Raw genomic sequence first — 17,985 nt, 5'->3', positions numbered from 1 at the left:
ACGTCCCCTGCGGCCCGAGTTGGCCCTTTGGTCACGTTGCGGCCACCTACCGGTCATCGTCGACTGATGGCGTGAAGTCGACCAAGCTTCAACGCATATTGGAGTGCGCATCAATGAATGCTCTGCGTTCCAAGAAAGCCCTGTTCGTGGCGGCGGCCGCGATCATCGCGATCCCGTCGGCCGCGCTGGCCGGCGACGGGCACCAGGACAACACCTGGGCCGCCAAGCAGGCGATCAAGGGTGGCCAGGCTCGCAACGTCATCCTGCTCATCGGGGACGGCATGGGCGACAGCGAGATCACCATCGCCCGCAACTACCAGGTCGGCGCGAACGGCCGCCTGTCGATGGACAAGCTGCCGCTGACCGGCGCCTACACCACCTATGCGGTGCAGAAGGCGGACCCGTCGAAGCCCGACTACGTGACCGACTCGGCCGCGTCGGGCAGCGGCTGGGCGACCGGTCACAAGACCTACAACGGCGCGATCTCGGTGCTGCCGAACGAGAAGCCGGTGCCGACGATCCTCGAGCTGGCCAAGAAGGCCGGCTACAAGACCGGTGACGTCACCACGGCCGAACTGCAGGACGCCACCCCGGCCGTGCTCGGCTCGCACGTGATCAACCGCGACTGCAAGGGCCCGGACGCGATGGCCACCTGCGCGGTCAACGACAAGGTCAACGGCGGGGCCGGCTCGATCGCCGAGCAGCTCGTGCAGACCAAGCCCGACCTGCTGCTCGGCGGGGGCAAGCAGTACTTCGACCAGACCGTCAAGGCCGGCCAGTACAAGGGCCTGACGGTGGCGCAGCAGGCTCAGGCCAACGGCTACCAGGTCGTGACCGACGCGGCGGGGCTGACCGCGGCGAGCGCGAACAAGCCGATCCTGGGCGCCTTCGCCAAGAACAACATGGACCTGGAGTGGGTGGGCCCGAAGCCGACCCGCACCGGCACCGAGCCGGCCAAGTGCGCGGTCAACACCGCCCGTACGGCCTCGCAGCCGCACCTGGTCGACATGGCCGACAAGGCGCTGACCGTGCTCGACAAGCAGACCCGCAACAGCCGCAAGGGCTTCTTCCTGCAGATCGAGGGCGCCTCGATCGACAAGCAGGACCACGCGGCCAACCCGTGCGGTCAGATCGGTGAGACCGTGGCCTTCGACGCCGCGATCAAGCGGGTGCTGCAGTACCAGAAGCAGAACCCGGACACCCTGGTCGTCGTCACCGCCGACCACGGTCACACCAGCCAGATCGTCGAGGACGTGACCCTCGGCTACACCGCCACGCTGATCACGGCCGACGACGCCAACATGACGATCAGCTACGCCACAGCCGACATCGCCGGCTCGCAGCAGCACACCGGCACCGAGGTGCGGATCGCCGCCGGCGGCCCGCAGGCGGCCAACGTGCTCGGCGTGACCAACCAGACCGACCTGTTCTTCACGATGAAGCGCGCGCTGGGTCTGAAGTAATCAGCTTCAAAGCCAGGGCCGGGCACCGGTCCACCGCTTGACGTGCCGCCGGCTCCAGGGCCGGCGGCACCGTCATGTCACCGCGCGCCACAGGGAAGCCCCAGTCGTCCTCGGACAGCAACTCCGGCAACAACTCGGCACACAGGCCCCGCCCGTCACAGGCGGTCCAGTCGATGTGGACTCTCATCGGTAGTTCTCCTCACTCAGGCACCGGCCGGTCAGGTGGGCGGCCACGTCGGCCTCGAACGCGCGCATCGCGCTGTGGATCAGCCGGGCCGAACCGTCCGGGTGACGACAGGCCCCGCGACCGGTGACCAGCCGGGCCAGGCGCTCGACCTCGGCCGGCAACCCCGGCCGGGCCCGGCGTTGCGCCAGATCGGTCAGCGTGTCCGCCAGCCGGGGCAGGCCGTTGATGCAGGGACCGCATTGACCGGCGGTCTGCCCGGCCAGATAACCGGCGATCCGGGCCGTCTCGACCAGACCACAGGCGTCCGTCGGCAACGCCATGACAACACCGGCCCCAGGGCTTCCCCCGTACGGCGTAAGCGCGGCCCGGCTGATCGGAAGTCCCGGATCGGCCGGCACCCAGCCGCCGTGATAACCACCGACCAGCACCGCCGACAGTCGCCGGGTGGCCCCGCCGGCCGCCGTGAGCAGGTCACCGAGCGAGACCCCGTAGCCGGCCTCGACCACACCCGGCGCGGCCACCGCCCCGCCGATCGTGGCCAGGAACGTGCCCGGCTCGTCGTAGGTGCCCGCCGTCCGGAACCAGCCCGCGCCGTACCGCGCGATCATCGCCAGGTGTGCGAGCGTCTCGACGTTCTGCACGAGCGTCGGCGCCCCGCCCGGCCCCGAGTCGGTGATGCGGATCAGCTTGTCGGCCGGCACCGCACCCCGGCCGGCGACGGCCGACGCCACCGCCGACTCCTCCCCCGACACGAAGGCGTCAGGCGCCGCGACCAGCTGCACCGGCACCCGGTCGAGCCCGGCCGACCGGCGCTGGTCGAGCAGGCTCCGCAGCCCCGGATGGGACGCGGCGGGCACATAGAGAACAGCACTCTTCGCCCCGTACGCGATCAGCTGCAGGCCGTCGAGCACCAGGTTGGGGGCGTACGAGAGAAGGGTCTTGTCCTTTCCGCTGGCCGGCTCGCCCTCGGCACCGTTCGCGATCACGATGGGCGGGCGGCCGGACGCCGCGACGGCGCTCAGCTTGCGCCAGAGCGGGAATCCGGCGCCGCCGCGACCGGTGAGGCCGGCGTCGCGCGCCATCCCGATCACCTGGGCGGTGTCGGTCACCGGCATCCGGCCGTGCTGCGAGAGATGCGCATCGAGCCGGGTGCCGGGCGTGCCCGCGAGCAGCCGGAGCTGCACCGAACTGCCGGGCGGGGCTTCCGCGACGCTGGTCATCGGACCTCCTGGAGAGCCGGGTTGATCTTGCGGTCCGCCCGCTGGGGGAACCGGGTGAAGCTCGGGCTGAGGCGCCAGGCGACGGCGGCCAGCACCAGGGCCGTGCACAGGGCCGAGATCGTCCACAGCCAGACCGTGCCGTTGTCGGAACCGTTGCCGAGACCGTGCATCAGGGCGATCGGCCAGCACAGGTAGGCCAGCCAGTGCACGACCCGCCAGGTGCGCGCGCCGAGCCGGTGCCGCAGCAGGCTGGTGATCACGATCGCGAGCAGCAGGTCGAACGCCAGCGTGCCCAGGCCTTGCCAGACCGGGCGGTAGTTGCCGGCGAACGGGACGACCAGGTCGAACAGGCGCAGTTGGGCGTACGGGTCGAAGAGCAGGCTGACCACGTGCCCGATCAGGAAGACCACGGCGAGCAGGGCGGCGTTGCGGTGCACCAGGTTCACGGTGAACCGGGGCAGTCCGAACGCCGTACGGCCGCTGCGGGCACCGATGCCCAGGGCGACCACGACGGAGAGCAGCACCAGCGAGATGACACCGCTGCCCCGGGCGAAATACCAGAGCGCGTCGGTCATTGCGGCCACCCGCCGATCCGCAGAACCTCGAGCGCGGGCGTGACCAGCCGGCTCGGCGTGCCCCCGAGCAGGGTGGGCGCGTCGTGGCCGCGGACGACGGCGGCGGTGCTGAGGGTGTTGGCGCGCAGGCAGGAGAAGGCGGCGACCGAGACCGTACGCCACACGCGCGGGGCGGGGCGGCCGGTGGCCGGGTCGATGATGTGGTGCAGCAACTCGCCGCGCCGGCCCCACGTGCGGGAGGCCGTGCTCGACGTGGCCAGGGCGGCGCCGGCCGGGAGGCGGACGGTGCACGCCGGATCGCCCGGACGGTCCTGCACCAGCACCCGCCAGCCGCCCTCGGGTCCCGGGCCGGCCGTGGCGATGTCCCCGCCCAGTGCCACCAGCACCCCGGTTTCCCAACGGGCCGCCACCTTGGCGGCGGCCCGGTCGGCGGCGACCGCCTTGGCCGTGGCGCCGAGATCGAGCAGCACTCCGTCGGGCACGGTCAGCTCGCGACCGCGCAGCCGTACGGCCCGCCAGTCGGGCTTCGGGAACACGCGGACCGCGGGCGCCACCTCGCGCCCGGTCAGCGCGGCGAAGTCCCGGTCGTAGCCGAGGCCGCACAGCGCCGCGCCCACGGTCGGGTCGACGGCACCGCCGGTCTCGCGGGCCGCGGTCAGCGCCGCCCGCACGAGGTCGGCGGCAACGTCGGTGAGCATGACCGGGCGGCCGCCGGACCGACTGGCCGCCCGCAGTTCGGAGTCGTCGCGGAACCGGCTGCAGGCCAGGTCGACCGCGGCCAGCTCGTCGGCGACGATGGCGGCGGCCTCGTCCGTGCCGGCCGGGTCGGTGACGACGACGCGGGCCACGGTGCCCCAGACGTCCCACTGCGCGGTGTCGGCGCCCACCGGCAACATCTCGATCAGCGGCATCTCAGGACCCTCCCGAGGTCGCGGACTGGCCGCTGCTGCCGCTGTCGCTCGACAGCGACGGCGAGTCGCTCGTCGACGAGCTGTCGGAACTGTCGGTACTGGTGGTGGCCGAGTCATCGGTCGTGGTGACCGAGGAATCGGACTTCTCGGACGCGTACGCGGCGGCGGCCACCGCGGCGGTCCCCACCGCGCTCGCCGCCACCAGGACGCCGGTGAGCAGCGCGGCACTACGCCGACCGGTCTCCCGTTTCATCCCCTGTCTCCCTCCGTTGCGGTCCCATTGCTTGACACCTCAACCACCTTGCGGGGTTCCCCTCGCCCTGACCTGTGGCTCCCCTTGGCAGTTCCTGTGAACGCCGGGTGACCCCGGCCACAAGGTCCACACGCGACGGTTTGATTGCGCCCTCGTGATATCTCTGGGTGGTGGCGGATCACGAGCGTCCCCGGCGGCCGGGTGCGGCGGTCGCTCTGCTGTTGATCGCGGCACCCGCCGCGGTGCTCGGCCCGCTCCTGGTCATCGACCAGGTCGCCACCATCCGGGCCCCACTTCTCGTCTCCGGTCTGGCGTTGTGCCTTGTCGCGATCTTCGGCGTCGCTTGGGCGTCCCAGATCTTCTGGCCCGGCCCGCAGGCTCGGCTGCGGACTGACGTGATCACGTTCCTAGTGCTCGAGGCGGGAATCATCGCTCTCGCGACCGCCTGGCTCGCCCACAACCAGGTCCTGGCCGGGTCTTTGTCGACCGGTGTCGCCCTGCTGGTGCCCGTGGCTGCGGCCGCCGTTGTCGCGAGCGCGACCAGGCGGTCCGGCGTCGGCGCCCTTTTTGCACTGATGCGGTACGGGCCTTCGAGCCGGAGCCGGACGGCCCGGTTCCGGCTCTACTGGGTGTGCGTGGCCGCCTTCGAGAGCGCCGCGATCAGTGCCGCCGTCGCGAGCGGCCTGCGCGATCGCCCGGCGGTCCTCTGGACTCTGATCGCGGTGGCAGCGCTACCCCTGTTCATCGCGCTCGGCCGGGTCGGCTTCCGTTCCGGCGACAACACGGTCCCGTGGCCCTATGGTCTGGCCGGTGTCGTCGTACCGACGGTGTCGGCGATGGCCGTCCTGGTGTCGAACAGTCCGGACTGGGCGGCCAAGAAGCCGGGCAGCGCCATCGCGGTCACCGTCGGGGTGGCCGTCGTCGTGGCCGGGCTGCAACGCCCCCTGCTCGGATGGCTCGCGACCGGACCGGTCAGCGTCGATGAATGGATCGCTCTCGGACGGGCCGAAGTGGACCGGCAGATGCGGGCCAAGCGGGCTCGAGCAGACTCTCCGCCGACGAGAACGCCGTCGATCCCCGTCCCGGCCCGGCGCGGCGGGTTCGCCCGGCCATTGTGGACGCCAGCGGTCTCGGCCGCCCTCACCGACGTCATCGAACGCACCGGCCTCTCCCTGGGCACGGTGTGGCCCCGGATCGAGCTGGTCCTTCCGCCCGACGTGCGCACGCGCCTGCGGCGGGCCGACCGATCGATCGCCGCGCGTCGCGTCGTGACCGCCGCGGCCGTCAACACGGCTCTGGCCTGCCTGGTGACGCTGATCCTGACCGGGTTCGCCACCCTCCTCGCGCTGTCGGCCGCCCTAGCTCTCCTCGGTCTGGCCTCCGCTTTCCTCGCGGACCTGTCCGACCGAGTGTCCGATATGTACGATCAGCGGGCCGAGGCCGTGGAGATCTACCGTTTCGACCTGGCCCGGAAGCTGCACGTGCCGATCCCCCGCGATCCCGAGGCGTTCATCGCCGCCGCCGGCCTGCTGAGCGGCGTGGACTCGCCGACCGAGCTGGTGCCGTCCGAGGAACCGGCCGACGACTCGGCCGTCCGCAAGGCGACGCAGAGTCTCGTGGCCGAGCTCGAGCGTCTCCGGGCTCAGCAGTTCCCGGCGCGCCGGATCGACCCGCCCGAGCTGAGCCCGGAGCAACTGGCCGGGCTGGCCGATCGGGTCGCCCAGCGCGCGGCCGAACCGGTCGCCGAGATCCTGAGCGAGCGCCTCGAGCCGCTGGTCCGGCAGAGCATCGAGGACGCGGTGACCGGACCGCCCCTCGTCGACTTCACCGGGTTCATGGCGCTCGACCTCGCCGACGGCAGCGGACGGGCCGGTGAGGTGATCCGGGCGCGGGCCGGTGGCGTCCTGGGCATGCGGTTCTCGGTCGTGCGGGACGGGGCGCCGCGAGACGCCTTCCTCATCACCGAGCCGATCGAGATCGAGGGCGGACGGGCCGAGCCGCTGGCCGAGTTCGAGGCGGTGGCCGACAGCCCGACCCTGCGCCCGCAACCCGGGCGGGAGACGCTGATCGTCGAGCAGGCGGCCGAGGCGGTGTTCGTCTTCGCCGTGCCGGAACGGCCCGGGACGCACCAGATCTGGTTCCAGCTCTATCAGGGCGGCCGGCTGATCCAGGCCGTCGCGGTGGACGTGGAAGCCGAGCCGGCGTCGGTGGGCGAGTGACACAGGCCGCGGTGACCATCCGCGCCGTGCGGTCGAGGGAGATCCTGGAGTTTTCGATCCCGGCGAGAACGTGGCGCCCGCGGCGCAAGCTGCTGCTGAAGATGCCCGCCCCGGGACGGGTCCTCGAGGCCCGGGCGACGCTGGACCGCCTGCTCGTCGAGCTCAAGGACTCGATCCCCAAGCTGGAGATCGCCGACGCCGACGCCGCGGACGTGTACGAGATGCTGCGCCGGACCGGCATGCTCATGATGCTCCTGCTGTTCGACCAGGCCGAAGACATCGACAAGATTCAGCAGTTCTTCACCCGGGCCATGGCCGACCGCCCCGGCGCGACTCCCCCACTGATCGAATGCGTCGGCGACATCGAGACCCTGCTGCCGATCGAGTATCTCCCGCTGTTCGTGCCCCGCCGAACGCGGCGGATCGCGAACCGGGCCGGCCTGGTCGAGGCGTGCCGCCACTTCGCCGGGTTCTCGTGCGTGATCCGCCGGTCGTTCGCCGAGGCGCCGGTGGCCCAGGGCCGGACGCTGGAACCGGGGGCCGAGGGCCGGATCCCGGTCCGCTTCCTGCGGCACGACGGCCTGCCGGGCGCGGCGGCCGAACTCGCGTGGCTCACCGGCCCGGCGCGGGAGCACGTCGAGATCGAGCGGGCCTATCCGAGCGGCGACGAGAACGAACCCGGCCTGGTCGACCTGATCTGGGACCCGGCCCTGTCGCTGACCGGCGCGGCGGGCCGCGAACCGGACCAGATCCAGCACTTCGCCTGCCACTGCCACACGCGGGCGGACGACCCGCTGGGCAACGAGATCGAGCTCAGCGGGGACGGGCGCACGGTGGTGACCCGCCTGGACGACCTCGGCATCGAGCTCACCGACCGGCGGATGACGCGTGCCGCCCGTACGGGAAACATGCCGTTGATCTTCATGAACGCCTGCGGCGCGTCCCGGATGGCGGCCACCAGCGCGCTCTCGTTCCCGTCGCTCTTCCTGCACGGCAACCGGAACCGGGGCTTCATCGGCAGTGACGTCGAGGTGCCGGACGACGTCGCGTCGGAGTTCTCGGCCGCGTTCTACACGGCGTTCATCCTGCGGCGCCGGCCGTTGGGCGAGTCCGTCCACCACGCGCGCAACCATCTGCTGGCCCGGTTCGGCAATCCGCTCGGACTGGGCTATGCGGCGTACGCCGATCCCGATCTGCACATCCGACCCTGGGAGAGTTCATGACTGACGACGACGTGGTACGCATCTTCGGGCTTGACGAGGGCCAGAGCGGGCGCACCGAGCGCGGCCTGTTCCGGCGGGCCGACGAGCTGCGGCTGGGCTGGGGTGAGGTGCCGGCCGCGGTGCTGCGCGAGCGGGTCGAGCAGTTCGTGGCCACGATGGGGTCGGTGCTCGACGGGGTGCCGGCCGCGATGGGCGAATACCGGCTCGAGCAGGTGCAGATCAGTGCCGAGATCAGCGCCAAGGGACAGGTGTCGCTGCTCGGCACCGGTGGCGAGCTCGCCGGCAAGTCCGGGCTGACCTTCACTTTTGTCAAGAAAGAAACCTAGAGCAACCCGTGCTCCATGGCCGTCGTCACGGCGGCCGTACGGTCGGCCACGTCGAGCTTGTTGAAGGCGCGCAACAGGTGCGTCTTGACGGTCGCCTCCGAGATGAACAACCGCTTGCCGATCTCGGCGTTGGTCAGGCCGCGCGCGACCAGTTTCAGCACCTCGACCTCGCGCGCCGACAACGGGGGCGGCGGCGGCTTGCGCACCTGCCGGACGAGGGTCGAGGCCACGCTCGGGGCCAGCACGGTCTCGCCCCGGGCGGCGGCCCGCACGGCGTCGGCCAGGTCGGCCGGTGACGCGTCCTTGAGCAGGTAGCCGGCCGCGCCCGCCTCGATCGCGCGCAGGATGTCGCGGTCGGTCTCGTACGTCGTCAGCACCATCACCCGTACGCCGGGAGCCTGCGCGACGATCTTCTCGGTGGCCTCCACGCCGTCGCCGCCGGGCATGCGCAGGTCCATCAGCACGACGTCGGGCTGTGTTTCCACCGCGAGCGCCACGCCCTGAAGCCCGGACGACGCCTCGCCGATCACGGTCAGGTCGGGTTCGGCCTCGAGCATGCCGCGCAGCCCGTGCCGCACGACCGGGTGGTCGTCGACCAGCAGGATCCGGATCACGCCGGCACCTCCACTTCGATCGTCGTGCCGGTGTCGGGGTCACTGTGCACGGTCACCGCACCCTCCACCTGGGCCGCGCGCGAGCGCATGCCGGACAGCCCGTAGCCGTCGGCCGCCCCCGGCACGAAGCCGCACCCGTCGTCGCGGACCACCAGCCGCACCGACGAGGGCGTGTACGCCAGCAGGACCGCCGCCTCGTGCGCGGACGCGTGCCGCCGCACGTTGGCCAGCGCTTCCTGGGCCGCCCGCAACAGCACCACCTCGACGGCGGTCGGCAGTGCACGTTCGTCGCCGGTCACCCGGAAACCGGCCGGGACGCCCGACTCCTCGTGGAAGCGGTCGGTCTGACGGCGTACGGCGGAAGGAAGTGAGCTTGAAGCGAGAGGCGCGGGCGAGAGCGCCGCGACGAGCGACCGCGCCTCGGCCAGATTTTCCCGCGCCGTCCGCACCGCCAGGTCGATGTCCGGCTCGGCCGCCTGCAGCAACGCGATGATGCTGGTGAACCCCTGGGCCAGCGTGTCGTGGATCTCGGCCGAGAGACGGGCCCGCTCGGCCTCGCGGGAGAGCCGGGCGACCTCGGCCCGGGTCTTCTCCAGCTCGTCGATGAGCCGCTGACGCTCGCGGCTCTGCGCGACCACCCGGGTGATGAAGTAGCCGAGCCAGATGCCGCCGGCGGCCGAGATGACCGCGATCACCAGGTCCATGCCGAGCGAGCCGGGCCGCAGGATCAGGTTCGAGACCGGCAGCACAAGATTGGCCGCGATCACCCCGATCGTGGCCGCCCGCAGCGGAACCAGCTGGAAGATCAGCGGGATCACACCGAACAGCAGCCAGTTCGCGTTCGGCACCAGGGTGACCGCGGTGGCGAACAGCCCCAGCTGGACGCCCATCAGGACCACGCTCTCGCGGTCGGCCCGGATCAGATGCCGGCCGACCGCGAAATGCACCCCCACGATGCCGAGGACCGCCGCGGCCGACCCGATCCGGGCGGCGAGCGCGGAACTGTCCACGGCGAGGACCGCGGCCGCCACGACGACCGCGATCAACGTCAGGTAGGCGTCCCAGAACAGGGCGCGGGGCTCGGAGGTCACTTGTCGGGCCGCGTCCACCGGAAGGTCACCAGGCACAGCACCAATCCGACCACACACCAGGCACCGAGCACCAAGGCGATGCGACCCAGCTCCCACTGCCCGGCCGCCTCGTTGACCCGCATGCCGTCGGGCAGGAAGACGTAGCGGAAGCCCTGGGCCATCCACTTCACCGGGAAGATCGACGAGACCGTGATCAGCCACGACGGCAGCTGGATGACCGGATAGATGAAGACGCCCGAGATGAACTGCAGGGCCACCACCGGCACGTTCAGGATGGCGCCGGCCGTGCGGGCGTGCTTGACGATCGCGCTGACCGCCATGCCGAGCAGCGACGACGAGGTGACCGAGAGCAGGAAGATCCACACGAAGGCCAGCCAGTGCGAGGCGTCCGGCAGCGACATGTCGAAGACCAGCGTGCCGACGGCGATCAGCAGCACCGCCTCAGCGACGACAAGGGCCAACACCAGCAAGAGCTTTCCCAGTACGTACGAGGTGGCGCTGATCGGTGTGCCGTGCAGCCGTTTCAGCGTGCCGTCCTCGCGATCCATGGCCAGTCCGGAACCCATCGTCACGAAGGCGGTGGTCAGGATTCCGTACGCGAGCATGCTGGCCGAAAAGACGTGGGCCGCGGTCACACCCGGCTGGTCGTAGCTGTCGCTGAAAATGGTGCCGAACAGCAGCAGGAGCATGACCGGGAAGGCGAACGTGAAGACCATGGCCGTCCGGTCGCGCAGGAACTGGAGCAGCTCGACGTGGCCGCGGCTGACGCCCAGGGAGAGGGTGCTCATCGGTGCGCTCCGATCAGGTTCAGATAGGTGTCCTCGAGCGTCGGGCGGCTGACGGTCAGCGTGCTCAGGTCGGTCTCGGCCGCGACCAGCTTGCGGATCAGCGGCGTCGGGTCGGGCACCTCCTCGGAACGCAGCACCCCGTCCTCGCGCCACGACACGGTCGCACCGGCCGACGAGCGCCCGCCGAGCGCGGCCGGGGTGCCCTCGGCCACGATCCGCCCGGCGGCCAGCACGGCCAGCCGGTCGGCCAGCGCCTCGGCCTCGTCGAGGTAGTGCGTGGTCAGCAGGATCGTGGTGCCCTCGGCGGCCAGGGTGCGGATCAGGTCCCAGAAATGACGGCGCGCCTCGGGGTCGAAGCCGGTCGTGGGCTCGTCGAGGAACAGCAGTTCGGGCCGTCCGACGATGCCGAGCGCGACGTCCATCCGGCGGCGCTGACCGCCGGAGAGCGTACGGATGCGGCTCCTGCTCTTCTCCTCCAGCCCGACCAGGCCGATCACCTCGTCGGCCGGGCGCGGTTTCGGATAGAACCCGGCCACGTGCTGGACCATCTCGCGGACGGTCAGGTCGGCCGCGTCGTCGGTGTCCTGCAGGACGATGCCGATCCGGGCCCGCCACTCGGTCCCGGCCGTGCCGGGGTCGACGCCGAGGACCCGCGCCTCGCCGCCGTCGCGGAACCGGTGTCCTTCCAGGATCTCGGTGGTCGTGGTCTTGCCGGCGCCGTTCGGGCCGAGCAGCGCGAACACCTCGCCGCGGGCCACGTCGAGATCGATGCCGCGGACCACCTCATGGTTTTTATAAGCCTTTCTCAGGCCGCGCACCTCAATGGCTGTCATGCCTTTGATCGTGCTTTTTTGTTTCTCGCCGAGGGACGACCGCGCGGTCGTCAGCCCGTGTCCACCGATCGGTGGACACCGATCATTCCGAGCGGACGTTCCTGGCGTTGCTCATTCCCAGCGGAACTTCCTGGCCGCCGCGGTGACGAGGACGACGGCCCAGGTGGCCAGGCTGAGCCAGATCGCGCCCGGGACGCTGCCGCCGTGCGAGAGCGTCTCGCGCAGGGCCTCGGCGTGCGCCGCCAGCGGCAGCAGGAACCAGCCGGCCGTCCCGAGGTCGGGCGCGGCGAACATGATGCCGCCCGCGGCCAGCATCACCACGTAGATCAGCGTGGCCGCGCCCGTGGTCGCCTCGGGCCGCAGCAGGCTGGCCATGAGAAGAGCGAGTCCGCTGTATGCCGCGGTGGCCAGCACGGTGACCCCGAGCGCGGGCAGCAGCATCTCGAGGTGCGGCCGCCAGCCGACCGCAACGCCGACCGCAGCCAGCACGATCAGCTGCACGACGATCAGGCCGAGCACCGCCGCGATCTTGGCGAAGAGCAGGCCGGACCGGTTGAGCGGAGAAGCCCCGAGCCTTTTCAGTACGCCGTAGCTGCGCTCGTATCCGGTGGTGATCGCCTGGCCGGTGAAGGCCGTCGACATCACGGTCAGCGCCAGCACCCCCGGCACCACGAAGGCGAGCCGGTCGTCGCCGGGCACGTTGGTCGCCTCGGTCAGCCCGGCCCCGAGCATCACCAGCAGCGGCACGAACAGGGCCAGCACCACGGCCTCGCCCCGGCGCGCGGTCAGCGTCAGTTCCATCCGGATCTGGCTGGCCACGACGCTGCGCATCGGCGCGCGGCCCGGGGCAGGGGCGAAGACGCCGCTCATCGGTAGACCTTCTCGCCGCTGGTCAGGGCCAGGTAGACGTCTTCCAGCGTGCGGCGGCGCGTGTTCACCGCGGTGACCTGGGCCCCGGCGCCGGCGAACCAGCCCAGCACGTCGGAGATGGTGGCCGCGTCGAGCGAGCCGGTGATCGCGTATTCCCCCGGGGTGGTCTCGACGACCTTGAAGTCGGCCAGCCGGCCGTCGGGCACCAGACCCGGCTCGGCCCGCACCTCGAGCAGGTCGATGCCGGCCGCCGCGGTCAGCTCGGCCGGGCTGCCGGTGGCGGCGACCGCGCCCGAGCGCATGATCACCACCTCGTCGGCCAGGCGCTCGGCCTCGTCGAGCAGGTGGGTCGTGAGCAGCACGGTCACGCCGTCGGCGCGCAGCTCCTCGATCAGGCGCCAGGTGGTGTGGCGGGCCTCGGTGTCCATGCCCGCGGTGGGCTCGTCGAGGAAGACCAGCTCGGGCCGGCCGACCAGCGCGACGGCCAGCGACAGGCGCTGCTGCTCGCCCCCGGAGAGGCGGCGCCACCTGGTCCGCTCGAACTTCCGCAGGCCCAGCCGGTCGAGCAGCATGTCGACGTCGAGCGGGGTGGCGGCGAACGACGCGAACAGACGCAGGATCTCGCCCGCGGTGGCCCACGGATAGACGCCGCCGGACTGCAGCATGATGCCGAGCCGGGGCATCAGCGCGTCGTGATCGGCCATCGGGTCGAGCCCGAGCACCCGCGCGATGCCGCCGTCGGGCCGCCGGAAGCCCTCACAGACCTGCAACAGGCTGGTCTTGCCGGCGCCGTTGTGCCCGAGCAGGGAGAGGACCCGGCCCCGGCCGGCGGTGAGCGAAACGCCGCCGACGGCCGTCGTGTCGCCGTAGCGCACCACGATGTCGCGCAGCTCGACCGCCTCGTCCGTCACGGATCCACTTTACGTGCCGTCGTTTCCCATCGGCCTGTGGGCGGGGCCGCCCCGTTAGGGTGCTCACATGACCGTGGTGGAGATCTACACCGACGGGGCCTGCGTGCCCAATCCCGGCCCCGGCGGCTGGGGGGCGGTGCTGCGCTACGGCGCGAAGGAGAAGGACCTGTTCGGCGGCACCCACGCGCCGACCACGAACAACCGGATGGAGCTGATGGCCCCGATCCGGGCGCTCGAGACGCTGAACCGGGAGCAGCTGACGGTCAAGCTCTACACCGACAGCATCTACGTGCGCGACGGGATCACGAAGTGGTTGCCGCGCTGGTCGGCCAACGGGTGGCTGACCTCGGCCAAGCAGCCGGTCAAGAACGTCGACCTGTGGCAGCGCCTGGACGAGGCCGTACGCCGTCATGATGTGCAGTGGCACTGGGTGAAGGGGCACGCCGGCCATCCCGAGAACGAGCGGGCCGACCGGCTGGCCGCGCGCGGACTGCAGGAGGCGGTGGCCACCGGAGCAATCGTCGGCGGAGCCTGAGGGTGATCGTTCCGTTTCACGTCGCGGTGACCTCCGACGACGTCGCTGACCTGCGCTCCCGGTTGTCGCGGACGCGATGGCCCTCTCCGGCGCCCCGGACCGGCTGGGTCCAGGGAACCCCGCTAGCCCACATTTCGGATTTATGCTCTTATTGGGCGTCGGGCTACCCGTTCTCCGAGGCTCGACTCAACCGGCACCCGCAGTTCCTTTCCGTTGTCGACGGCGTGACCGTGCACTTCGTCCACGTGCGGTCGCCGCGACCGGACGCCGTGCCGCTGCTGATGACGCACGGCTGGCCGGGGTCGGTGGTCGAGTTCTTCGACGTGATCGGGCCGCTCTCGGCGGACTTCCACGTGGTGTGCCCGTCGCTGCCCGGCTACGGATTCAGCTCGGCTCCGACGGTCGCCGGGTGGGGCGTGGCGCGGACGACCGACGCCTGGGCCGAGCTGATGACCCGGCTCGGCTATCCGCGGTTCATCGCCCAGGGCCACGACTGGGGCACCAGCGTCAGCACCGAACTGGGCCTGCGGCACCCGTCGCGGGTCATCGGCCTGCACCTGGTGCCGCCGCTGGTCGCGCCCGACCCGGCCACGTTCGGCGCGCTCACCCCGGCCGAGCAGTCGGCCCTGGACGACCTGGCCGCGGCGGCCGACGGCGACGGCTACTCGTTCGTGCAGTCGACCCGGCCCCAGACCATCGGGTACGGGCTGGTCGATTCGCCGGCCGCGCTGTGCGCCTGGATCGTCGAGAAGTTCCACGCCTGGACCGACGGTGATGTGCTCACCCGGGACCAGCTGCTCGACAACCTGATGATGTATTGGCTTCCCGGCGCCGGCGCCTCGGCCGCGCGGTTCTATTACGAGAGCTTCCCGGCCGTACAGGCGATCTTCCGCGGCGACGGAAGCGACGCGCCCGCGGTTCCCGTACCGGTGGGGTGCTCGATCTTTCCGCGCGAAAATCCACGGCCGTCGCGGCGGTGGGCGGCCCGCCGGTTCACCGATATCCGCTATTGGAACGAGCCGCCGCGGGGTGGGCATTTCGCGGCCTTCGAACAGCCCGAGCTGTTCATTCAGGAGGTGCGCGCCTGCGCCGCCGCGCTCACCACCTCCGGCGGGTGAATCGGAGCGGAACCTGAGCGTTCCGGATAATCCGATCGGGGTACGTCAAACGGGCCATAGCTCTCGGTCTATTGAAAGCGAAACAATCGACGCATGAACGCGCCGGGCGACACTGTGCTCATTTTCCTCCTGCTGGCTTTGTTCGTCGCTTGTTGTGCCTATGCCGCCGGCCGTGTGCACCAGCGCTATCAGCTCAAGCGGGACCGCGACGAGGCCTATCGGGAGGGCTACGAAACGGCCTCGAACCGGGTGTTCAGCCTGGCCGTCCGGTCGGCTGTGCCCAAGAAGGAGACCGCTTCGCCGTCGCCGGCTTCGCCTTCCGAGCCCGATACCGATCCCGGCCGCGCGATCCGGCACCAGGGCGTCGCCGGCCCGGCTCCGGCTCCGGCTGTTTCCGAGCGCACCGAGAAGCCGGGCTTTCCCGCTCCGCCGCCGCCTCCGCGGCACACGGTGGCCGAGCCCCCGGCCGTCGGCGGCGTGACCTATCAGCAGTTCCCCGACCCGCGCACCGCCGACGACGCCACCGTGGTCACCCCCCGCACGCACGCGACAGACGACGCCGTGGTCACGCCCCGCACACGCACGACCGACGACGCCACCGTGATCACGCCCCGCGCGCACGCGACCGACGACGCCACCACGGTCACGCCTCGCGCGCGCTCGGGCGGCAAGCACACCGTGCCCGACGAGTTGGTGCAGGCCGCGACCTATCGGCTGCCGGCCGACCGGGTGTTCCGCGCGAAGGTTCCGAACAGCACTCCGCTGCCCGACGAGCCGACGACCAACCTGCCGGTTCCCAAGCCGCGCCGCCCCTGAAAAGTGTCAGACCCCGGCCGTACGGTCGTCGCATGGTCACCGTCGATGACGTCCGGCGGGTCGCCCGCGACCTTCCGCGCAGCTCCGAGCATCTGATCCCTGACTTGGCTCAAATTAGTGCGCACCGCGGTCGTGGATGCGGGTGAGGGCATCGCGGAGGTCTTCGGGTAGCGGGTCGACGGTGGTGAGGGTGTGCTCGCCGGCCTGGATGTTGATGGTGCGGTAGCGGCGGCTGGTGCGCACGAACTTCTTGATCGACCAGCCGGTGGTCTGCTCGATCCACCTGCTGACGGCCAGGGCGGCGAACACGACCGTCGGGTGCGCGTCGACCGACTCGCGCTTGTGGTGGTAGATCGGACACGCAAGCACGTCGGGTATCCGCGCGCCGAGGATGAACGACACCACTGCCGGCCTGCACGCCGCGAAGTCCGGGCCAAAGTCGAGCTCGGGCTGCCCCACAGCCAGACGCTGCCTCGCCACCGCCTTGAGCGCCTCCAACGCCGCATCGTCATGCGCCGAGCCGATGTGCTCGATGTCCCGCGACCCGCGACGCGAGGAGTGCACGATCTGCACCGCCCTGGCGCCCGACGCCGTCTTCACCGTGCGCACATACGCCACGAGAGACAGCCGGGAACCGGCCGCCAGTGCGCAGATTTTCGCCGTTCATACGACGAAACCGCAGCTCAGCAGCCAGCACCCCACCCAAGATCGGCGATCTTGAGTCAAAGTTGGTTAAGGTGACGGAATGGTCATGCGGGTGGCGGTTCCCGTGCTGCCGTGCCGAGATGTGGAGGCAGCGCGGTCGTACTTCACGGACGCGCTCGGATTCGACACCATATTCACCTGGGAGACCCCACCTAGCTACGCGGCCGTGATCCGCGACACCGCCGAGTTCCACCTGTACGCCGAAAGCAGCGTCGGCCCGGCCAGGGTGACGGTTATCGTCGACGACGTCGATTCCTGCCACGACGAGCTGCGCGCCCGCGGCGCCGACATCGTCGAGCCACTGGCTGACCGGCCCTACGGGATGCGCGACTTCAACGTACGGACACCCGATGGGCACTTGTTGATCTTTAGCCAGCCGCTTACCGAGCATGGGTGACCATCAGCGGACCAGCCGGAAGAATGACCGGACCCTCGTCGACGAACAACGCCAGCTGCTCGAACGCCGCGAAGTGGCCGCCCTTGCCGGGCTCGTTCCAGTACCGGACGTTCGGGAACCGGCGCTCCGCCCACCGCCGAGACGGGCGCTGCAGCTCCTTGGGGAAGACCGAACAGCCGGTGGGTACGGTCACCGGCGCGCCGGCCGACCCGGAGATCCATTCGTTGACCTGCCGGAGGCTTTCCCAGTACAGCCGGGCGTATGAGGCACCGGTGCCGCGCAGCCAGTAAACATCAGCTCAACAGCCAGCACCCTAACCAAGATCAGCGATCTTGAGCCAAGTCAGGACACCGTGCCCGACGAGTTGGTGCAGGCCGCGACCTATCGGCTGCCGGCCGACCGGGTGTTCCGCGCGAAGGTTCCGAACAGCACGCCGCTGCCCGACGAGCCGACCACCAACCTGCCGGTGCCCAAGCCGCGCCGCCCCTGAAAAGTGTCAGACCCCGGCCGTACGGTCGTCGCATGGTCACCGTCGATGACGTCCGGCGGGTCGCCCGCGACCTTCCGCGCAGCTCCGAGCACCTGATCCACGACCGCGTGAAGTTCCGGGTCGGCGCGATCGTCTATGTGGCGTTCTCCCGCGACGAGACGATCATGGGCTTCGGCTTCCCCAAAGAGGAGCGTGACGCCCTGATCGCCGCCGAGCCGGATACCTTCCATCTGCCGCGCGAGTCCGATCTGCGCTTCCACTGGGTCCAGGCGTGGATGGCGCGGTTGGACGAGGATCGGATGACCGAGCTCGTCCTCGACGCGTGGCGCATGGTCGTGCCCAAAAAGGTCTGGTCGGCGTATCCCGCCTAGACGTCGGCGCCCGCTCAGACATCGACGCTCGGCTTGGGACGTCGGCGCCCGCCCAGACGCCGGTGCTCG

22 protein-coding genes and 2 pseudogenes are annotated in these 17,985 nt (G+C 70.8%); 10 read left to right on the top strand and 14 right to left on the bottom strand.

The window, feature by feature from the left end; genetic code table 11:
- Positions 1–71: 71 nt before the first annotated feature.
- On the top strand, positions 72–1,463 hold the full coding sequence (gene phoA / locus KOI35_RS04185) for an alkaline phosphatase (RefSeq protein ID WP_438870580.1): 1,392 nt from the start codon (positions 72–74) through the stop codon (positions 1,461–1,463).
- Here the strand turns inward: phoA and KOI35_RS04180 are convergent.
- From KOI35_RS04180 to KOI35_RS04160, 5 genes are read right to left on the bottom strand one after another with little or no spacing between them, the layout of a single operon-like run.
- A complete protein-coding gene (locus tag KOI35_RS04180; protein WP_215784617.1) occupies positions 1,432–1,650 on the bottom strand; it encodes a ferredoxin in 219 nt (72 codons plus the stop codon). The two genes, phoA and KOI35_RS04180, sit on opposite strands and share 32 nt — an antisense overlap.
- Positions 1,647–2,870, bottom strand: a complete 1,224-nt coding sequence (locus tag KOI35_RS04175) for an NADH-ubiquinone oxidoreductase-F iron-sulfur binding region domain-containing protein (protein WP_215784616.1) — start codon at positions 2,868–2,870, stop codon at positions 1,647–1,649. Before KOI35_RS04175 ends, KOI35_RS04180 begins: the two co-directional genes overlap by 4 nt.
- Positions 2,867–3,445, bottom strand: a complete 579-nt coding sequence (locus KOI35_RS04170; RefSeq protein WP_246612397.1) for a ferric reductase-like transmembrane domain-containing protein — start codon at positions 3,443–3,445, stop codon at positions 2,867–2,869. The genes KOI35_RS04175 and KOI35_RS04170 overlap by 4 nt, the downstream gene beginning before the upstream one ends.
- Positions 3,442–4,356, bottom strand: a complete 915-nt coding sequence (locus tag KOI35_RS04165; RefSeq protein ID WP_215784614.1) for an FAD:protein FMN transferase — start codon at positions 4,354–4,356, stop codon at positions 3,442–3,444. The genes KOI35_RS04170 and KOI35_RS04165 overlap by 4 nt, the downstream gene beginning before the upstream one ends.
- A 1-nt stretch (position 4,357) precedes the next feature.
- Entirely contained in the window at positions 4,358–4,609 is a 252-nt protein-coding gene (locus tag KOI35_RS04160; RefSeq protein ID WP_215784613.1) for a hypothetical protein, read from the bottom strand.
- 170 nt (positions 4,610–4,779) lie between these two features.
- Here KOI35_RS04160 and KOI35_RS04155 point away from each other — a divergent pair, with 170 nt between their 5' ends.
- Genes KOI35_RS04155 through KOI35_RS04145 form a run of 3 tightly spaced genes read left to right on the top strand, consistent with a single transcriptional unit; the run spans position 4,780 to position 8,377 of the window.
- Positions 4,780–6,828, top strand: a complete 2,049-nt coding sequence (locus KOI35_RS04155) for a hypothetical protein (protein ID WP_215784612.1) — start codon at positions 4,780–4,782, stop codon at positions 6,826–6,828.
- Positions 6,829–6,854: 26 nt separating this feature from the next.
- A complete protein-coding gene (locus tag KOI35_RS04150; protein WP_215784611.1) occupies positions 6,855–8,051 on the top strand; it encodes a CHAT domain-containing protein in 1,197 nt (398 codons plus the stop codon).
- Positions 8,048–8,377 carry a Pepco domain-containing protein gene (locus KOI35_RS04145; protein WP_215784610.1) on the top strand — a complete coding sequence of 110 codons (330 nt, stop codon included), beginning with the start codon at positions 8,048–8,050 and terminating at the stop codon, positions 8,375–8,377. The genes KOI35_RS04150 and KOI35_RS04145 overlap by 4 nt, the downstream gene beginning before the upstream one ends.
- On the opposite strand, the gene KOI35_RS04140 is transcribed toward KOI35_RS04145, so the two are convergent.
- The 6 genes from KOI35_RS04140 to KOI35_RS04115 all read right to left on the bottom strand — a co-directional run bounded on the left by KOI35_RS04140 (position 8,374) and on the right by KOI35_RS04115 (position 13,484).
- Positions 8,374–8,991: a response regulator gene (locus tag KOI35_RS04140; protein WP_215784609.1), complete on the bottom strand. Its 618-nt coding sequence runs from the start codon at positions 8,989–8,991 to the stop codon at positions 8,374–8,376. The genes KOI35_RS04145 and KOI35_RS04140 overlap by 4 nt on opposite strands.
- On the bottom strand, positions 8,988–10,082 hold the full coding sequence (locus tag KOI35_RS04135; protein ID WP_308120779.1) for a sensor histidine kinase: 1,095 nt from the start codon (positions 10,080–10,082) through the stop codon (positions 8,988–8,990). The genes KOI35_RS04140 and KOI35_RS04135 overlap by 4 nt, the downstream gene beginning before the upstream one ends.
- The gene (locus KOI35_RS04130; protein ID WP_215784608.1) at positions 10,079–10,870 is read right to left on the bottom strand and encodes an ABC transporter permease; all 792 of its coding nucleotides are present in this window, start codon (positions 10,868–10,870) and stop codon (positions 10,079–10,081) included. Before KOI35_RS04130 ends, KOI35_RS04135 begins: the two co-directional genes overlap by 4 nt.
- Positions 10,867–11,703 carry an ABC transporter ATP-binding protein gene (locus KOI35_RS04125; protein WP_215784607.1) on the bottom strand — a complete coding sequence of 279 codons (837 nt, stop codon included), beginning with the start codon at positions 11,701–11,703 and terminating at the stop codon, positions 10,867–10,869. The genes KOI35_RS04130 and KOI35_RS04125 overlap by 4 nt, the downstream gene beginning before the upstream one ends.
- Before the next feature lie 111 nt (positions 11,704–11,814).
- Positions 11,815–12,573 (bottom strand): ABC transporter permease, encoded by a 759-nt coding sequence (locus KOI35_RS04120; RefSeq protein ID WP_246612396.1) that lies wholly within the window; start codon positions 12,571–12,573, stop codon positions 11,815–11,817.
- Entirely contained in the window at positions 12,570–13,484 is a 915-nt protein-coding gene (locus tag KOI35_RS04115) for an ABC transporter ATP-binding protein (RefSeq protein WP_215784606.1), read from the bottom strand. The genes KOI35_RS04120 and KOI35_RS04115 overlap by 4 nt, the downstream gene beginning before the upstream one ends.
- Positions 13,485–13,551: 67 nt before the next feature.
- On the opposite strand from KOI35_RS04115, the gene rnhA reads away from it, so the two are divergent.
- From rnhA to KOI35_RS04100, 3 genes are all read left to right on the top strand, one after another.
- Positions 13,552–14,019 carry a ribonuclease HI gene (rnhA, locus tag KOI35_RS04110; RefSeq protein ID WP_215784605.1) on the top strand — a complete coding sequence of 156 codons (468 nt, stop codon included), beginning with the start codon at positions 13,552–13,554 and terminating at the stop codon, positions 14,017–14,019.
- 2 nt (positions 14,020–14,021) lie between these two features.
- Positions 14,022–15,137 carry an epoxide hydrolase family protein gene (locus KOI35_RS04105; protein ID WP_215784604.1) on the top strand — a complete coding sequence of 372 codons (1,116 nt, stop codon included), beginning with the start codon at positions 14,022–14,024 and terminating at the stop codon, positions 15,135–15,137.
- 93 nt (positions 15,138–15,230) lie between these two features.
- Positions 15,231–15,953 carry a hypothetical protein gene (locus tag KOI35_RS04100; protein ID WP_215784603.1) on the top strand — a complete coding sequence of 241 codons (723 nt, stop codon included), beginning with the start codon at positions 15,231–15,233 and terminating at the stop codon, positions 15,951–15,953.
- Between the two features lie 114 nt (positions 15,954–16,067).
- On the opposite strand, the pseudogene KOI35_RS47060 reads toward KOI35_RS04100, so the two are convergent.
- Both KOI35_RS47060 and KOI35_RS49290 read right to left on the bottom strand, forming a co-directional pair.
- Positions 16,068–16,325 (bottom strand): annotated as a pseudogene (locus KOI35_RS47060) (IS1634 family transposase); the annotation flags it as partial.
- Between the two features lie 66 nt (positions 16,326–16,391).
- Positions 16,392–16,571 (bottom strand): annotated as a pseudogene (locus KOI35_RS49290) (IS1634 family transposase); the annotation flags it as partial.
- A gap of 127 nt (positions 16,572–16,698) precedes the next feature.
- Between KOI35_RS49290 and KOI35_RS04090 the strand changes: the two are divergent.
- Entirely contained in the window at positions 16,699–17,055 is a 357-nt protein-coding gene (locus KOI35_RS04090; protein ID WP_215784601.1) for a bleomycin resistance protein, read from the top strand.
- On the opposite strand, the gene KOI35_RS04085 is transcribed toward KOI35_RS04090, so the two are convergent.
- Entirely contained in the window at positions 17,039–17,248 is a 210-nt protein-coding gene (locus tag KOI35_RS04085; RefSeq protein ID WP_215784600.1) for a hypothetical protein, read from the bottom strand. The two genes, KOI35_RS04090 and KOI35_RS04085, sit on opposite strands and share 17 nt — an antisense overlap.
- A 159-nt stretch (positions 17,249–17,407) precedes the next feature.
- Between KOI35_RS04085 and KOI35_RS04080 the strand changes: the two genes are divergently transcribed.
- Positions 17,408–17,545, top strand: a complete 138-nt coding sequence (locus KOI35_RS04080; RefSeq protein ID WP_215784599.1) for a hypothetical protein — start codon at positions 17,408–17,410, stop codon at positions 17,543–17,545.
- A gap of 32 nt (positions 17,546–17,577) precedes the next feature.
- Positions 17,578–17,916, top strand: coding sequence for an MmcQ/YjbR family DNA-binding protein (locus tag KOI35_RS04075; RefSeq protein WP_215784598.1), 339 nt, complete (start codon positions 17,578–17,580; stop codon positions 17,914–17,916).
- Positions 17,917–17,985 lie beyond the last annotated feature (69 nt).

This window comes from Paractinoplanes bogorensis (genome assembly GCF_018829635.1).
In the GTDB taxonomy this organism is placed as follows: Bacteria; Actinomycetota; Actinomycetes; order Mycobacteriales; family Micromonosporaceae; genus Actinoplanes; species Actinoplanes bogorensis.
Note: the sequence above shows the minus strand (reverse complement) of the source record. Positions and strands in the feature narration are given on the sequence as shown.

Coding starts and splice junctions, on each gene's coding strand:
- KOI35_RS04160 (WP_215784613.1), bottom strand. CDS start 4,609: ATGAAACGGGAGACCGGTCGGCGTAGTGCCGCGCTGCTCACCGGCGTC.
- KOI35_RS04090 (WP_215784601.1), top strand. CDS start 16,699: ATGGTCATGCGGGTGGCGGTTCCCGTGCTGCCGTGCCGAGATGTGGAG.
- KOI35_RS04170 (WP_246612397.1), bottom strand. CDS start 3,445: ATGACCGACGCGCTCTGGTATTTCGCCCGGGGCAGCGGTGTCATCTCG.
- KOI35_RS04175 (WP_215784616.1), bottom strand. CDS start 2,870: ATGACCAGCGTCGCGGAAGCCCCGCCCGGCAGTTCGGTGCAGCTCCGG.
- KOI35_RS04120 (WP_246612396.1), bottom strand. CDS start 12,573: ATGAGCGGCGTCTTCGCCCCTGCCCCGGGCCGCGCGCCGATGCGCAGC.
- rnhA (WP_215784605.1), top strand. CDS start 13,552: ATGACCGTGGTGGAGATCTACACCGACGGGGCCTGCGTGCCCAATCCC.
- KOI35_RS04075 (WP_215784598.1), top strand. CDS start 17,578: ATGGTCACCGTCGATGACGTCCGGCGGGTCGCCCGCGACCTTCCGCGC.
- KOI35_RS04145 (WP_215784610.1), top strand. CDS start 8,048: ATGACTGACGACGACGTGGTACGCATCTTCGGGCTTGACGAGGGCCAG.
- KOI35_RS04100 (WP_215784603.1), top strand. CDS start 15,231: ATGAACGCGCCGGGCGACACTGTGCTCATTTTCCTCCTGCTGGCTTTG.
- KOI35_RS04130 (WP_215784608.1), bottom strand. CDS start 10,870: ATGAGCACCCTCTCCCTGGGCGTCAGCCGCGGCCACGTCGAGCTGCTC.
- KOI35_RS04165 (WP_215784614.1), bottom strand. CDS start 4,356: ATGCCGCTGATCGAGATGTTGCCGGTGGGCGCCGACACCGCGCAGTGG.
- KOI35_RS04125 (WP_215784607.1), bottom strand. CDS start 11,703: ATGACAGCCATTGAGGTGCGCGGCCTGAGAAAGGCTTATAAAAACCAT.
- KOI35_RS04180 (WP_215784617.1), bottom strand. CDS start 1,650: ATGAGAGTCCACATCGACTGGACCGCCTGTGACGGGCGGGGCCTGTGT.